At 68.9% G+C, this 15,070-nt stretch carries 12 protein-coding genes; 5 read left to right on the top strand and 7 right to left on the bottom strand.

The window, feature by feature from the left end; translation table 11 throughout:
* Positions 1-51: 51 nt before the first annotated feature.
* From JF542_RS08955 to JF542_RS08940, 4 genes are all read right to left on the bottom strand, one after another.
* Complete coding sequence (locus tag JF542_RS08955) at positions 52-1,041, bottom strand: molybdopterin-binding domain-containing protein (RefSeq protein WP_207075582.1); 990 nt, start codon at positions 1,039-1,041, stop codon at positions 52-54.
* Positions 1,038-2,015, bottom strand: coding sequence for an XdhC family protein (locus tag JF542_RS08950; protein ID WP_207075581.1), 978 nt, complete (start codon positions 2,013-2,015; stop codon positions 1,038-1,040). The genes JF542_RS08955 and JF542_RS08950 overlap by 4 nt, the downstream gene beginning before the upstream one ends.
* Before the next feature lie 81 nt (positions 2,016-2,096).
* Positions 2,097-3,290, bottom strand: coding sequence for a DegT/DnrJ/EryC1/StrS family aminotransferase (locus JF542_RS08945; protein ID WP_207075580.1), 1,194 nt, complete (start codon positions 3,288-3,290; stop codon positions 2,097-2,099).
* A 147-nt stretch (positions 3,291-3,437) separates the two neighbouring features.
* Positions 3,438-4,100: an HAD-IA family hydrolase gene (locus JF542_RS08940; protein WP_207075579.1), complete on the bottom strand. Its 663-nt coding sequence runs from the start codon at positions 4,098-4,100 to the stop codon at positions 3,438-3,440.
* Between the two features lie 111 nt (positions 4,101-4,211).
* Between JF542_RS08940 and glmU the strand changes: the two genes are divergently transcribed.
* The 3 genes from glmU to JF542_RS08925 all read left to right on the top strand — a co-directional run bounded on the left by glmU (position 4,212) and on the right by JF542_RS08925 (position 8,223).
* Positions 4,212-5,561, top strand: a complete 1,350-nt coding sequence (gene glmU / locus JF542_RS08935) for a bifunctional UDP-N-acetylglucosamine diphosphorylase/glucosamine-1-phosphate N-acetyltransferase GlmU (protein WP_207075578.1) — start codon at positions 4,212-4,214, stop codon at positions 5,559-5,561.
* 5 nt (positions 5,562-5,566) lie between these two features.
* Positions 5,567-7,384: a glutamine--fructose-6-phosphate transaminase (isomerizing) gene (gene glmS / locus JF542_RS08930; protein WP_207075577.1), complete on the top strand. Its 1,818-nt coding sequence runs from the start codon at positions 5,567-5,569 to the stop codon at positions 7,382-7,384.
* 164 nt (positions 7,385-7,548) lie between these two features.
* A complete protein-coding gene (locus JF542_RS08925; protein WP_207075576.1) occupies positions 7,549-8,223 on the top strand; it encodes a DNA alkylation repair protein in 675 nt (224 codons plus the stop codon).
* A 3-nt stretch (positions 8,224-8,226) separates the two neighbouring features.
* Here JF542_RS08925 and JF542_RS08920 read toward each other — a convergent pair whose 3' ends face one another.
* Positions 8,227-9,333, bottom strand: coding sequence for an acetoin utilization protein AcuC (locus JF542_RS08920; protein ID WP_207075575.1), 1,107 nt, complete (start codon positions 9,331-9,333; stop codon positions 8,227-8,229).
* Positions 9,334-9,423: 90 nt separating this feature from the next.
* Between JF542_RS08920 and JF542_RS08915 the strand changes: the two genes are divergently transcribed.
* Positions 9,424-10,503, top strand: coding sequence for an AbrB family transcriptional regulator (locus JF542_RS08915; RefSeq protein WP_242533675.1), 1,080 nt, complete (start codon positions 9,424-9,426; stop codon positions 10,501-10,503).
* A 22-nt stretch (positions 10,504-10,525) separates the two neighbouring features.
* Here the strand turns inward: JF542_RS08915 and JF542_RS08910 are convergent, their stop codons facing one another.
* Together JF542_RS08910 and JF542_RS08905 are read right to left on the bottom strand one after the other, a co-directional pair.
* A complete protein-coding gene (locus tag JF542_RS08910; protein ID WP_207075574.1) occupies positions 10,526-12,352 on the bottom strand; it encodes an ABC-F family ATP-binding cassette domain-containing protein in 1,827 nt (608 codons plus the stop codon).
* 256 nt (positions 12,353-12,608) lie between these two features.
* Positions 12,609-13,664: an anhydro-N-acetylmuramic acid kinase gene (locus tag JF542_RS08905; protein ID WP_242533690.1), complete on the bottom strand. Its 1,056-nt coding sequence runs from the start codon at positions 13,662-13,664 to the stop codon at positions 12,609-12,611.
* Positions 13,665-13,761: 97 nt separating this feature from the next.
* Between JF542_RS08905 and tyrS the strand changes: the two genes are divergently transcribed.
* On the top strand, positions 13,762-15,015 hold the full coding sequence (gene tyrS / locus JF542_RS08900) for a tyrosine--tRNA ligase (RefSeq protein ID WP_207075573.1): 1,254 nt from the start codon (positions 13,762-13,764) through the stop codon (positions 15,013-15,015).
* Positions 15,016-15,070: the final 55 nt, after the last annotated feature.

Raw genomic sequence — 15,070 nt, 5'->3', positions numbered from 1 at the left:
GCGGCCTCCCCCGGGATATTTTCGGCCAGAAGAAGATGCGGGCGCCGCGCGTCAGGATTCGCGCGGGCGCGGCCGGGAGGGCGGCTCCTTGAGCAGACCGCCGACCCCCATGGCGCTGATTTCCCGAGGGCTGACCTCGATGCCGCAGAGCATGCGTTCGAGCACCCAGTCGGCACCGTTGAGCGCAGGCGAGCGGGCGCAGCCCGGCAGGCCGATGACCGGACGCTCCCCGAGCTTGCCGAAGAACAGCAGGTTGCCGGGATCGACCGGCATTCCGAAATGGGTGACCTCGCCACCGGCGGCACGCAGCGCTTCGGGAGCGGTGTCGTAAAGGTCGGAGGTGGCCGAGCCGGTGAGGATCAGGATGACCTCGGCCTCGCTTTGGGAGATGGCGGTCGCGAGGGGAGCGATGTCGTGCGGAACCGCGACGTCAGGCAGCATCGGGACGCCCATGCGCTGCAGCCGGCCAGCGACGGCGCGGCGGCCTTTCTGCGGCGCGCCATCCCCGATCACCGTCTCGATGAGCTGGGCACTCCTGCGGGTCACCGGGCGAAGGATCAGCGCGCCGGGCGCTGCGGCGCAGGCCGCCTCCAGTGCGTCGCCGGGCACCGCGTAGGAGATGATCTTGATCGTCGCCGCCATGCCGCGCTCGGGCAGACTCTGCCACGGGCGCACGGTGGCCACGGTGATCATCGGGTGCACCGCATTGATGGCGTCGATGCGCGCGGCATCGACCTCGACCAGGCCGATCTGCGTGGCGTGCAGGTTGACCCGGCCGGTGGCGGCCTTGCCGATGCGCAGCCCCGAGGCCTCCGGCTCGGGCAGCATCGCGTGCGCCAGCCGCGCCGCCGCGTCGTCCTCGGCCACGTCGCCGGGTTCCAGCCGGGCCACCACCACCTCGGTCAGGCCCGCCGCCTCGAGGGAGGCGAGGTTGGCCGGGCTCAGCACCGTGCCCTTGCGCAGGCGGCCCGAGGGCAGCGCCTCGGAATGGGCCAGGATGTGGCCCGCCGCCTCGGCCACCGGGACGGGGCCGAACTTCACGCGCCTTTCCTCAGCACGCCTGTCATCTCGGCCAGGATCGAGACCGCGATCTCGGACGGGCCGGCGGCGCCGATGTCGAGCCCGACCGGGCCGTGGATGCGGGCGATCTCGGCCTCGGAGAAGCCCGCCTCCTGCATCCGCGCCACGCGCTTGGCATGGGTCCGGGTGGACCCGAGTGCGCCGATGTAGAAGCAGCCCGAGCGCAGCGCCAGCGTCAGCGCCGGGTCGTCGAGCTTGGGATCGTGGGTCAGCAGCACCAGCGCGGTGCGGCTGTCGAGGCCGAGCTGTTCCACCGCCTCGTCGGGCCAGTCGTTGAGCAGGGTCTCTCCGGGAAAGCGGGCCTGCGCGCCGAAGGTCTCGCGCGGGTCGACGATCGCCGGGTCGTAGCCCGCAATGCGCGCCATCGGCACCAGCGCCTGGGCGATGTGCACCGCGCCCACCACGATGAGCCGCAGCGGCGGGTTGTGGATGGCCACGAAGGTCCGGCTGCCTTCCTCGAAGCCCGAGCGGTCCATGCGGAAGCGGGTCTCAAAGCCATCACGCTCGAGGCGGCGCGCACCGGTGTCGAGATCGACCACGTAGGCCACAGGCGCCCGCGCAGCGCGGGCGGCGCAGAGATCGGCCAGCAGCGCTTCGGGCAGCACGCTGCCCACCGGCTCGACCAGCACCCGGATGGTGCCGCCGCAGGCCAGCCCCACGGCGAAGGCGTCGCCGTCGGAGACACCGAATTCAAGCTCGCGCGCGGCCCCCTCCTCGAGCGCCTCAAGCGCCTCGACGATCACCGCGCCCTCGACGCAACCACCCGAGACCGAGCCCTCGATCTCGCCTGCCCCCGAGATCGCCAGCTGCGCGCCGACGCGCCGCGGCGCCGAGCCCCAGGTCTCGATCACCGTGGCAAGCACGGCGCCCTTGCCCTCGCGGTGCCAGCCAAGCGCGGTTTCGGGAATGCTGTCGCTAAGATCACTGCCGGTCATCTGTCTCTCCCCCGGTGTCGTCTGTCCAGTCTGGCACGGGGCGGCGCGGGCCGCCCTCCTCCAAAGGTGTGATGCCGCGGCTCAGCCCCGCTGATGCACTGCCGAAACCTCGGCGCGGATGATGCGGGCGATCTGGGCGCAGTCATCAACGCTGAAGGTCAGCGGCAGGCGCATGTCCAAGAGCCCCGCCAGCACCCGGTCGGTGCGCGGCAGCGGCACGCTCTCGGCGTAGCGCCAACTGTCGTAGCGCGAGGTGAACGCCACCGGCTCGGCCCCGCCGAACCACTTCAGCTCGACCCCACGGGCGGCGCAGCGGCGCAGCACCTCCTGCACCGCCTCCGCCGCCCAGTCGAGCAGCAGAAGCTGGATCGAGGAGCCGACATAGCGCTCGGGCGCGGGGCGGTCGATCACCGTCAGGCCGGGCACGTCGCGGAGACCGTCTTCGACCGCGCGGTAACGGTCATTCCAGCGTTCGACCTGCGTGTCCAGATCACGCAGCTGCGGGCGCAGAATGGCCGCGCGCAGGTTGTCCATGCGACCAGAGACGTTGGGCGTGTGGTATTTGACGCGCTCGAACACCTCCGGGCCCGGGGCCGCAAGGTGGCGCTCGTAGAGCATGTAGGAGCCCGACAGGATCACCGCGCGGGCGGCGATTTCTTCATCATCGGTGACGAGGAAACCACCCTCGCCCGAGTTGACGTGCTTGTAGGTCTGGGTCGAGTAGCAGCCCACCGCGCCGTGCCGCCCGGACGCCACGCCGTTCCACGCCGCTCCCATGGTATGAGCGCAATCCTCGATCACCGTGACGCCGGCGGCATCGCAGAGCGCCATCAGCCGGTCCATGTCGCACAGGTGCCCGCGCATGTGGCTGAGCATCAGAACGCGGGCCTGAGCCAGCTTGGTGGCCAGATCGTCGAGATCGATCACCAGATCCTCGGTGACGCCGACAAAGACCGGCTTGGCGCCGACCGACGCGATGGCCCCGGGGACCGGCGCGAGGGTGAAGGCGTTGGTCAGCACCGTGTCGCCCGGCTGCACGCCAACGGCGCGCAGGGCGCAGCCAAGCGCGTAGCCGCCGGAGGCCACCGCGAGCGCATAGCGCGCGCCCGTCATGGCGGCGACCTCCTGCTCGAGCAGCGCGGTCTCCGACAGCTCGTCGGGAGCGGTGTTGTAACGATGCAGGCGGCCATGGCGCAGAACCGCGAGCGCGGCTTCGATGCCGTCCTCGGGGATCGGCTCCTGCTGGGTGAAACTTCCGGTAAAGCGCTCTGTCATGCGCCGTTTCTGCGCCCCGCCGGCCGCCACGTCAATCACCCCGCGGTTCAAGATTTTTCGTTCGAAAAATCTTCGCCTCCGGACCCGATCCCGAAAATCTTTCGCATGAAAGATTTTCTCCGGAGATTTCCCCCGTGCCGAGCGCGCTCAGGAGACCAGCCGGGCCACCTCGCCATGCAGCTCGTCGAAATGGCCGATAAGGCCCTCGGGACCGAGATCGCGCACCGCCTCGCCATCCGGCCCGAAGGTCACGAGGATACAGGGCACCTTGGCCGCGGCGGCGGTCTTGCGATCGGTGTCGGTGTCGCCGATGAGACAGCTCCGGCCCACGTCGCCGCCGAGCCGCGCCACCACCTCGGTATAGGGCAGCGGGTCGGGCTTGCGCACCGGCAGCGTATCAGCACCGATCAGTGCGCCAAAAAGATCCCGCACACCCAACCGCTGCAGCAGGGTCTCGGCCAGCCCCTCGGGCTTGTTGGTGCAAATGCCGACGCGCCAGCCGTCATTGCGCAGCGCCGCGACCGCCTCGACCGCGCCCGGGTAGAGCTGCGTGTGCACGTCGATCGCCTCGCCATAGGCGGCGAGCAGCTGTGGATACCAGCGCTCGACCGTCTCGGCCTCATAAGCGCCCGCCCGCTCAAGCCCCAGCTTCAACATCGCCCGCGCGCCGCGAAAGGCGGTCGACGCATCGTCCACCGGGTCGAGGCGCGCCTGCGATCCCATTTCCGAAAAGCACCAGTTGGCGGCGGCGATCAGGTCGCCGCTGGTATCTGCCAGCGTGCCGTCGAGATCGAAGATGACCGTGCGCATGGGGAATCCTCCGGCTGACACATCACGACATTCAACGTGATGGATGCGATCTTGCTCCTGCCCCCTGAGCCGATAGAACGGGCGAAGACAGAACACAAACGGGAAACCGGCATGAGCATCGCCCTGATCATCCTTGCTGCGGGCAAGGGCACCCGCATGGAGTCCGACCTGCCCAAGGTGCTGCACCGCATCGCCCACGCGCCGATGCTGTGGCACGCCATGCGCGCCGGACAGAGCCTCGAGCCTGCGCGCAGCATCGTTGTCGCCGGCCACGAGGCCGAGCAAGTTGCAGCCTCGGCGCAGGCGTGCGACCCCGAGGCGCGGGTGGTGATCCAGTCCGAACAGCTCGGTACCGCGCATGCGGTTCTGCAGGCTGGTCCCGAGCTGGAGGGCTTTGATGGCGACGCCATCGTACTCTACGGTGACACCCCCTTCATCAGCCAGGACACGCTCGAAGACATGGCCCGCGCCCGTGCCGAGCACGACGTGGTGGTGCTGGGCTTCGAGGCCGCCGACCCGGGCCGTTACGGTCGCCTCGTGACCGAAGGTGACGCGCTGATCCGCATCGTCGAATACAAGGATGCGACGGATGAAGAGCGCGCCATAAGCCTTTGCAATTCCGGCGTTGTTGCCGCCGACGCCGCGACCCTGCAAAGCCTGCTCGCGGAGGTGAAGAACGACAACGCGGCGGGCGAATACTACCTGCCCGACATCGTCGAGATTGCCCGCGCCCGTGGTCTCTCGGCGGGCGTGGTGCATTGCGCCGAGGCAGAGACGCTGGGGGTGAACTCCCGCGCCGAGCTCGCCGGTGCCGAGGCGTCTTTCCAGCAGGCGATCCGCGCCCGGCTGATGGCCGACGGCGTCACCTTGCAGGCCCCCGAGACCTGCTGGTTCGCGTGGGACACAGTGATTGGCCGCGATGCCGAGATCGAACCCAACGTGATCTTCGGCCCCGGTGCCACCATCGAGAGCGGCGCCCGCATCCGTGCCTTCAGCCATCTCGAAGGCTGCCACGTGAGCCGCGGCGCCATCGTCGGCCCCTTCGCACGCCTGCGCCCCGGCGCCGAGCTGGCCGAGCACACCCACGTGGGCAATTTCGTCGAGATCAAGAACGCCTATCTCGGCGAGGGCGCCAAGGCCAACCACCTGACCTATCTCGGTGATGCCGATATCGGCGAGGGCAGCAATATCGGCGCCGGCACCATCACCTGCAATTATGACGGCGTGTTCAAGCACCGCACCACCATCGGGCGCAACGCCTTCATCGGCTCCGACACCATGCTGGTCGCCCCGGTCACCATCGGCGACGGCGCGATGACCGGTTCGGGCTCGGTGATCACCGACGATGTAGCCCCGGGCGCGCTGGCGCTGGGGCGTGCCAAGCAGGTCGAGAAAGCCGGCTTCGCAACCCGGCTCTTCGACATGCTGAAGGCCAAGAAAGCAAAACAGAACAAAGGGTAACGGGCATGTGTGGAATCGTCGGAGTGCTGGGCAGTCACGAGGCCTCGCCGATCCTGGTCGAGGCGCTGCGGCGGCTCGAATATCGCGGCTATGACAGCGCCGGCATCGCCACGGTGAACGAGGGCAAGCTCGACCGTCGCCGCGCGGTGGGCAAGCTGGTCAATCTCAGCGACCGGCTGGTGCACGAACCGCTGCCCGGAAAGGCCGGCATCGGCCACACCCGCTGGGCCACCCATGGCGAACCCAACGAGAAGAACGCCCATCCGCACAAGGCGGGACCGGTGGCGGTGGTCCATAACGGGATCATCGAGAACTTCCGCGAGCTGCGCGCCATCCTCGCCCAGGCCGGTTACCAGCCCGAGACCGACACCGACACCGAGACCGTGGCGATGCTGACGCAGATGCATCTCGACGCCGGCAAGAGCCCCGTCGAGGCGGCGCAGGCCACCATCGCGCAGCTCGAGGGCGCCTTCGCGCTTGCCTTCCTGTTCGACGGCGAGGAAGACCTGATGATCGCCGCCCGCAAGGGCTCGCCGCTGGCCATCGGGCATGGCGAGAACGAGATGTTCATCGGCTCCGACGCCATCGCGCTGGCGCCGATGACCGACACGCTGACATATCTCGAGGAAGGCGACTGGGCGGTGATCACCCGCAAGGGTGCCGAAATCTTCGACATGGAGAACCGCCGCGTGAACCGCGAGGCGCGCAAAATCCGCATGGACGCCGCGCGCGTCGACAAGGCCGGCTACAAGCACTTCATGGCCAAGGAGATCGCCGAGCAGCCCACAGTGCTGGCCGACGCGCTCAGCGCCTATCTCGACGGTGACCGCATCGAGATCCCCGCGACGGCGCTGGATTTCACCAAGGTCGACCGGCTGGTGCTGGTGGCCTGCGGCACCGCCTATTACGCCTGCCTGACGGCGAAATACTGGTTTGAAAAGCTCGCCCGCCTGCCCGTCGAGGTCGATGTCGCCTCCGAGTTCCGCTACCGCGAACCGCCGGTTCTGCCGGGCACCGTGGCGCTCTTCGTCAGCCAGTCGGGCGAGACCGCCGACACGCTCGCCGCGCTGCGCTACTGCCGTGACAAGGCCGACAGCATCGTCTCGGTGGTCAATGTCGAGACCAGCTCGATCGCCCGCGAGAGCGACCTCGCGCTGCCGATCCATGCCGGGGTCGAGATCGGCGTGGCCTCGACCAAGGCCTTCACCTGTCAGCTCAACGCGCTGCTGCTTCTGGCCATCAAGGCGGCCTCAGAGCGCGGCCACATGGATGCCGCCGACAAGGCCGCGCTGCTGGCTCAGCTGCGCGCGCTGCCGGGGCTGTTCAACGCCACGCTCGACCGCGACGGCACCATGGAGGCCGCGGCGCAGAAGATCGCCGAGGCCCGCGACGTTCTCTTCCTTGGCCGCGGCCTGATGTATCCAATCGCCTATGAGGGCGCCCTTAAACTAAAGGAAATCAGCTACATACATGCCGAAGCTTATGCATCGGGAGAACTCAAGCACGGCCCCATCGCGCTGATCGACAAGACCGTTCCGGTGATCGTCATGGCGCCGCATGACGGGCTCTTCGACAAGACCGTGTCGAACATGCAGGAGGTGATGGCGCGCGGTGGCAAGATCTGCCTCGTCACCGATGCGCGCGGCGCCGCCGAGGCCGGCGAAGGCGTCTGGCAGGTCATCACCCTGCCGGAGGTCGACGACCGCCTCGCGCCGTTGCTCTACGCCCTGCCGGCGCAGCTGCTGGCCTATCACGCCGCCGTCGCCAAGGGCACCGACGTGGACCAGCCGCGCAACCTCGCGAAATCGGTAACGGTGGAGTAACCGCAGCGATTGCCGGTTTTGCTGGCTCCGCGCTGCCCGGAGCGTACCCTGCACCCGAGCCGTTCGGAGGGCTTTCTCATGGCAAACCGATTCGATGCGCGCTGCGGCGGCCTCCGCCCGGCGCCACGCAACCGCCGCCCCACCGGCACAAAGGACCACGACAGATGACCGCCGACGAGGCCCTTGCCGAGATCGCGCGCCACGCCGAGCCCGGTCGCGCGGAAGGCATGCGCGCCTATCATAAGATCGACCGCCCCTATCTTGGCGTGCCGAACCCTGCACTGAACGACATCACCCGCGGCTGGCGGCAGGCCCTTCCGGTCGACGAGCGCGTGGCACTGGCGCGCGATCTGTGGCTGACGGACGTGTTCGAGGCCCGTCTTGCGGCGGCCAAGCTGCTGACCCAAGCGCGCATCCGCCCCGATGACGCGGCGTGGCGGCTGATCTGCGACTGGGTGCCCCAGTTCGACAGCTGGGCCATCGCCGATCACGCCTGCATGGCCGGGCAGCGTCGGCTCACCGCCGATCCGTCGCGCCTCGAGACCGTGGCGCACTGGACCGAGAGCCCGCATATGTGGACCCGCCGCGCGGCGCTGGTCATCACCCTGCCCTGGGCCAAGATGAACTTTCCCTCCGAGCAGGATCTGGCGATCCGCGACCGGGTGCTTGGCTGGGCTGCAAGCTATGCCGAGGATCGCGACTGGTTCATCCAGAAGGCGGTCGGCTGGTGGATCCGCGATCTCTCGAAGCATGACCGCGCCCGCGCCGAGGGCTTCCTCGAGGCGCATGGCGCTCGGCTCAAGCCCTTCGCCCGGCGCGAAGCCGGAAAATACCTCTGAGCGTCAGAGCCTGCGTTTCAGATGGGCCACACCCGCGCGGATCTCGTCGCGGATCGGCCCCTCGCGCGGCGCATCCCGCAAGCTGGTGAGCAGCTCGGGGCCCGGCCGCCCCTTGCGCGACCATGTCAGACCCGCCAGCAGCGCACGCGCCTCTTGCGTCAGCTCGTCGGGAAGCTCCTGCCCCGACAGCATTGCCCAGACCCCGGCCCAGCAGCGTGCCACGCTCCACGGATTGTACCCGCCGCCGCCCGAAGTCACGAGCCGTGGCGCCAGATCAAACAGCGCCCGAACCGCGCGGAAATGGCTGTTGTTCGACAGCTCGAGCCGCGACAGCGGATCCTCGGTCAGCGCATCCGCGCCGCATTGCAGGAACACCGCGTCAGGCCGGAACGCCGCGACTGCGGGCAGGATCATCTCGTCCAGGACGTAGGCGAACTCGCTGTCGTTGAAGCCGCGCGGCACCGGCAGGTTGAAGGCCGCCCCGCCGCCCTCGTCCTCCAGCGCCCCGGTGAAGGGCCAGCGCCGGTCCTCGTGTACCGAGATCACCCGCACGCCCTCGGAGCCGTGAAAGGCGAGCTCTACGCCGTCGCCGTGATGCGCGTCGATATCGACATAGGCCACCCGCCGCGCCCCCAGCCGCTGCAGGTGCAGGATGGTCAGCACGGGCTCGTTGAGAAAGCAGAACCCCGCCGCCTGCCCGGCCAGCGCGTGATGGGTGCCACCCCCGGCATTGTGCACCGCCCGCACCGCACCCGACATCACCATCTCGGCTGCCAGGAGCCCGCCGCCCACCGCCGTCGCCGGGCGGCGATACATCTCGGGAAAGACCGGGTTCGACAGCGTGCCAAGGCCGTAGCGCGCCCGGGTCTCGTCGCTGACCGCACCCTCGGCCTCCGCCGCCTGCAACGCGGCGATGTAATCGGCCGTGTGGAACGCCGCCAACGCCTCGGGCTTGGCGCGCGGGCTGGTGCGGTAAAGGCGGCGCGGCATGAGCCCCAGCGCCGCGGCGAGATCGGTGGCGGCGGGCACCCGTTCGATCGAGAGCGGATGGCGGGTGCCGTATTTCGATCCGCGATAGATCTCTGAGCCGATGAAGAGTGCGCGCTGCATGGCCGGGGATCTAGGGCAGAGGCGCCACCTCGGAAAGCGCAAGCCGCGCCCCACGTTGCACTTTCCCCGCCTCTGGGGTTAGGTCGCGCCATGCAAGGCACCACCCTCACCCTCCGGATGATCGTTCTCACAGCGGCGTTGCTGGCGCTTGGCGGGCTTGGCGGCCTCTTGGCGCAGTTCCTGCGTCTGCCAATGCCCTTCATGCTGGGCAGTCTCGCCAGTGCGGCGCTGGCGGTGGCGTTGTTCCAGCATGGCGCGCTGCGCGACTACCGCTTCCCGATGCGCTTCCGCACCGGCTTCATCGGGCTGATCGGAGTGATGATCGGCACGCAGGTGGAACCGGAGCTGCTGCGCGAGGCCGGCGACCTGATCCTGACGCTCTCGGCGCTGGCGGTGTTCGTGGTGCTGGCGCATTTCGGCAACTACATGATCTTCCGCCGTCTCGGCGGCTACAAGAAAGCGACCGCCTATTTCGCGGGCATGCCGGGCGGGCTGATGGAGAGCCTGGTGATGGGCGAGCGCGCCGGGGCCGAGCTGCCGCTGCTCACCGCGCAGCAATTCCTGCGCATCATCATCGTCATCACCTTCGTGCCGCTGGGCCTGTCGCTCTGGCTCGGCCATCCGGTGGGCAGCGCCGCGGGCCTGACGCCAAGCGCCTCCGAGCCGGTGACGCCGCTGGCGCTGCTGCTGATCGCGCTCGCCGCCGCCGCAGGGCTTGGCATCGCCAAGGTCATCCGCCTGCCCGCGGGCCAGATCACCGGCCCGCTGCTGCTGGCCGGCGCGGTCACGCTGACAGGCGCCGTCGACCTGCACCTGCCGTTCTGGCTGATCGCGGTGGCGCAGGTGGTGGTGGGCTGCTCGCTGGGGCTGCGCTTTTCCGGCATGACCGGCGCCATGCTGCGGCGCTGCGCCGGGCTGAGCGTGATCTCGGTGTTGTGGATGCTGATCCTCGGCGCGGGCTTTGCCGCCGGGCTCAGCCTCGCCACCGGTCTGCCCTTCCTGCAGCTGATGATCTCCTACTCGCCCGGCGGGGTGACCGAGATGTCGGTGATCGCGCTGAGCCTTGCCGCCAACCCGGCGCTGGTCAGCCTGCACCACGTGGTGCGCATCCTGTTCACCGTGGTCTTCATGGGCCTCGCGGAACGCCGTCTCGACCTGAGCCGCGACTGACCCCGCCACGCGCGCGCGTCGGTCAGCCGGCGGCCTCGGCCTTTTCCTCGAGCTCGAGCCACTCTTCCTCGGCCGCCGAGAGCTTGTCCTGCCGCTCGGTCAGGGCCTCGGTGGCCTTGCGGAACTTCACCGGCTCACGGGTGAAGAGCTCGGGATCCGCGAGCAGCTGCTCGAGCTTGCCAATCTCGGCCTCGAGCCGCGCGATGACGTCGGGAAGCTCTTCGAGTCGGTGCTTCTCGGTGAAGCTCAGCCCCGCCTGCTGCGGCTTGGGCTTGGACGCCTCGCGCGCCTCCTTGGCGGGCTTCGCCGTCTTTTCGGCGGGCGCGGTGGCGGTGGCGGTCTCGGCCCGCTGGGCGCGGTAATCGCTCCAGCCACCGGCATAGACAACCGCCTGGCCGTTGCCCTCCATCGCCACGGTGGTGGTGGCAATGCGATCGAGGAAGTCCCGGTCGTGGCTGACGATCAGCACGGTGCCGTCGTACTCGCCCAGCAGGTCCTGCAGCAGGTCCAGCGTCTCGACGTCGAGATCGTTGGTCGGCTCGTCCATCACCAGCAGGTTCGATTCCTTCGCCATCAACTTGGCCAGCAGCAGCCGCGCCTTCTCGCCGCCGGAGAGCGAGGCGACCTTGGCCCGCGCCTGGCGCTCGTCGAAGAGGAACTCCTTGAGATAGCCCACCACGTGCTTGGGCTGGCCGCGCACCAGCACCTGGTCGGCCTTGCCCGAAACCCGCATGTCCTTGTCGCCGGTGAGGCTCTCCCAGAGGCTCATCTCGGGGTCGAGCTGCGAGCGGGTCTGATCGAACAGCGCGATCTCGAGATTGGTGCCAAGCTTGACCCGGCCCTCATCGGGTTCGATCTCGCCGGTCAGCATGCGGATCAGCGTCGTCTTCCCGGTGCCGTTGGGGCCGACAAAGGCCACCCGGTCGCCGCGCTGCACGGTGAGCGAGAAATTCTTCACGATGATCTTGTCGCCGAAGATCTTGGTCAAGCCCTCGGCCTCGATCACCTTCTTGCCCGAGACCGGCGCCGAGGCCAGTTCCATCGCCGCGGTGCCCTGCCGGCGGATCATGTTCGAGCGTTCCTGCCGCAGCGCCTTGAGCGCCCGCACCCGGCCCTGGTTGCGCGTGCGCCGGGCCGAGATGCCCTCGACCGCCCATTTCGCCTCGGCCTTGATCTTGCGGTCGAGCTTGTGCCGGGCCTCGTCCTCCTCGGCCCAGATCTTGTCGCGCCAGTCCTCGAACCCCTTGAAGCCCTGCTCCTGCCGTCGCACCGCGCCGCGATCGATCCACAGGGTGGCGCGGGTCAGCTCCTCGAGGAAGCGGCGGTCGTGGCTGATCAGGACAAAGGCCTTGCGGGTGCGCTTGAGCTCGGCCTCGAGCCACTGGATCGCGGCGATGTCGAGGTGGTTGGTGGGCTCGTCGAGCAGCATCACGTCGGGATCCTGCGCCATCAGCCGCGCCAGCGCGGCGCGGCGCCGCTCGCCGCCCGAGGCGGTGGCGACCGGACGCTCGGGATCGAAGCCCAGCCCTTCGCCCGCGGCTTCCACGAGATACATCTCCGCCGGTCCGAGCCCTTGGGCGGCATACTCGCCCAGTGTCTCGAAGCCGCTCAGATCGGGCTCCTGCTCCATGTATCCCACCGAGGTGCCCGCCGGCACCACGCGGGTGCCCGTGTCGGGCTCGACCATGCCTGCCATAACCTTCATGAGCGTGGACTTGCCCGAACCGTTGCGCCCCACGAGCGCCACCCGGTCGCCGGGCTGAACGATGAGCGAGAGATTTGCGAAGACGGGCTCGCCCCCGAAGGTCAGCGAGATGTCGGAGAGCTGGAGAAGCGGTGCCTGTGCCATGCCCCCGCGCTATGTGGCGGCGCGTACGGCGTCAAGGGGGCACGCGCTTGTCCTCGGCGTGACCGAGGCGCTTGCGGAGGGGGCGGACGGGGGCGCTGCCCCCTCTTGGCGCTGTGCGCCAATTCACCCCCGAGGTATTTAGAAACCAAAGAAGCCAGGAGCGCCGCGCCCCTGGCTTCTCTTCGTCAAAAATACTCCCGCCGGAGGCAGGCCGGACGGTGACGCGGGCGCTGTGTCCCAAGGTCCGGGCCGCCGGTCACACCCGGCTGATGCGCCCTCCGCTCACCGGCGCAGCGACCCCCGTCGTGCCCGGCGCGGAGGTCGGCAGGCCACGCGCCACGCGCACCGCGAGATAGGCGAAGGCCTGCGCCTCGAGCATGTCGCCATCGAGCCCGACCGCCTCGACCGGCTCGACCGGGCAGTCGATCCCGGCGGCCAGCATCGCCATCATCACCGGGTTGTGGCGCCCGCCTCCCGTGACCAGCAGACGCTCGGGCGGCTGTGGGCAGTGTTCAAGCCCGAGCATCACCGCGGTGGCTGCCATCGCCGTCATCGTCGCCGCGGCATCGGCATCGTCCAGCTCGCGCACGAGGTCCAACATCAGCGAGAAGTCGTCCCGGTCTAAGGACTTGGGCGGCATCTTTCGGAAGTATGACTCGTCGAGGAAGAGCTCGAGCGCGCCATCCACGACCTCGCCCTGCGCCGCCAGAGCACCGTCGCGGTCGCAGTCCCAGCCGCGCCGCTCGGCCACGAGATCGTTGAGAGGCGCGTTGGCTGGCCCCGTGTCGAAGGCCAGCAGCGCGCCCGGTGCTTCAGGTGTGGCGCGCGTGGGATCGACCCATGTCAGATTGCCGACCCCGCCGAGGTTCAGGAAGGCCACCGGCGCGGTCGCCCCCGTCCACTGCGCGCAGGCGAAGTGGAAAAACGGCGCCAGCGGCGCCCCCTCGCCCCCGAGCGCCACATCGGCCGAGCGGAAATCCCACACCACGTCGCGCCCCAGCGCCGCGGCCAGCGCGTCGCCATCGCCGAGCTGGTGCGTGCCCCGCCCGCGTGGCTCGTGCGCCAGCGTCTGGCCGTGGAACCCCACCAGTTCCGCCTGCGGAAACCCCGCCAGAAGCTCCGCGTGGGCACGCTGCACCACCTCGCCCGCCGCTGCCAGATCGTCCCCCGGCCAGCCTCCCAGCGCCGCGCGCAGCAAGGCACGCTCCTCGCCCGTATAGGCGCGGTAGCCGCTCTCTCCGAATGCCAGGATCTGCCGTCCGTCCGTCTGCACCAGGGCCGCGTCGACCCCGTCGAGCGATGTCCCCGACATCGCCCCAAGCGCCCACACCGGCGCCGCCTTCAACTTGTCCTTCAACTCTGCTCGCCCCGCCCTTATAGGAACGTGCGGACTATAAGAGGGAAGCCCCATGACCTACCATCCCAAATCGGACTTCATGCGCGTCATGATCGAGCGCGGCTATCTGGCCGACTGCACCGATTACCAGGGCCTCGACGAGGCGCTGAGCAAGGGGGTGGTCACCGCCTATATCGGCTATGACGCCACGGCAAAGTCGCTGCACGTGGGCCACCTGCTCAACATCATGATGCTGCGCTGGCTGCAGAAGACCGGCCACCAGCCGATCACCCTGATGGGCGGCGGCACCACCAAGGTGGGCGATCCCTCCTTCCGCGCCGACGAGCGTCCGTTGCTGACGCCCGGTCAGATCGACGACAATATCGAGGGCATGAAGCAGGTCTTCGCCAAGTATCTCGACTACGACCGCGCCGAGACGCCGGCGCTGATGCTCAACAATGCCGAATGGCTCGACGGGCTCAACTATCTCGAGTTCCTGCGCGACATCGGCCGGCATTTCTCGGTCAACCGGATGCTGAGCTTCGAGTCGGTGAAATCCCGCCTCGACCGGGAGCAGTCGCTGAGCTTCCTCGAGTTCAACTACATGATCCTGCAGGCCTATGACTTCCTCGAGCTCAACCGCCGCTACGGCTGCCTACTGCAGATGGGCGGCTCGGACCAGTGGGGCAACATCGTCAACGGCATCGACCTGACCCGCCGGGTGCTCGACAACGAGATCTACGGTCTGACCTCGCCGTTGCTGACAACCTCGGATGGGCGCAAGATGGGCAAGAGCCAGGGCGGTGCCATGTGGCTCAACGCCGACATGCTCTCGCCCTACGAGTTCTGGCAGTTCTGGCGCAACAGCACCGACGCCGATGTCGGCCGCTTCCTCAAGCTCTACACCGAGCTGCCGGTCGAGGAATGCGACCGTCTCGGCGCGCTCTCGGGCTCCGAGATCAACGCCGCCAAGATCATCCTCGCCAACGAGGTCACCACGCTCTGCCACGGGGCCGAGGCCGCGGCCGCCGCCGAGGCCACCGCGCGCGAGGTGTTCGAGAAGGGCGGCGTGGGCGACGACCTGCCGACGCTGGAGCTCTCTGCCGAGGAGCTGGGCGGCGACGGCATCTCCATCGTGCAGCTGATCGTGCGCGCCGGCCTGGCGAAATCCGGCAAGGAGGCCAAGCGCCTGATCGCCGAGAACGGCGCCCGCATCGACGACGCGCCGCTGACCGATGCCGGGCTCATGCTTGATGCGGCAGCGCTGGCGAGCCCGGTGAAGCTGTCGGCGGGCAAGAAGCGCCACGCCCTGGTCAAGCTCGGCTAAGCGCGCCGCCGCACGGCGTCACGACCTTTGGAGGGCCGGCATCGCGCCGGCCCTT

The sequence above is a fragment of the Salipiger bermudensis genome (assembly GCF_017309175.1).
Lineage (GTDB): Bacteria > Pseudomonadota > Alphaproteobacteria > Rhodobacterales > Rhodobacteraceae > Salipiger > Salipiger bermudensis.
Note: the sequence above shows the minus strand (reverse complement) of the source record. Positions and strands in the feature narration are given on the sequence as shown.